The sequence below is a fragment of the Corallococcus praedator genome (assembly GCF_003612125.1).
In the GTDB taxonomy this organism is placed as follows: domain Bacteria; phylum Myxococcota; class Myxococcia; order Myxococcales; family Myxococcaceae; genus Corallococcus; species Corallococcus praedator.
This window is the reverse complement of sequence record NZ_RAWI01001138.1, coordinates 1-427: the sequence shown is the minus strand read 5'-3', so window position 1 is coordinate 427 and position 427 is coordinate 1. Positions and strand designations below refer to the sequence as shown.

1 protein-coding gene is annotated in these 427 nt (G+C 62.1%); it reads right to left on the bottom strand.

The genetic code is table 11. The annotated features are described in order from the left end of the window. On the bottom strand, positions 1-427 hold a 427-nt coding region (locus D7Y13_RS43410), incomplete at both ends, for an SIS domain-containing protein (protein WP_120631136.1).

The window sequence follows — 427 nt, the reverse complement described above, 5'->3', positions numbered from 1 at the left end:
GTCCGCGCGCCATGGCAACGCCCATCGCCAGCACATCGATCACGACCAGATGCGCGATGCGCGAGGTCAGCGGCGTATAAATCTCGGTGTCTTCGTGAACGTCGATGGCCAGATTGACCGAAGACAGCTCGGCCAGTGGCGTCTGGCTTGGACACAGGGTGATCAGGGTCGCGCCGCTTTCACGCACCATGTTGGCGGTGATCAGCAGGTCTTTGGAACGGCCTGACTGGGAAATGCACACCGCGACATCTGTCGGCTTGAGCGTCGCCGCCGACATGGCTTGCATGTGAGGATCGGAATACGCCGCCGCCGTCAGCAGCAGGCGGAAGAACTTGTGTTGCGCATCAGCAGCAACAGCGCCGGACGCACCGAAACCGTAGAACTCGACCCGATTGGCACCGGCCATTGCCGTAACGGCCTGCTGCAG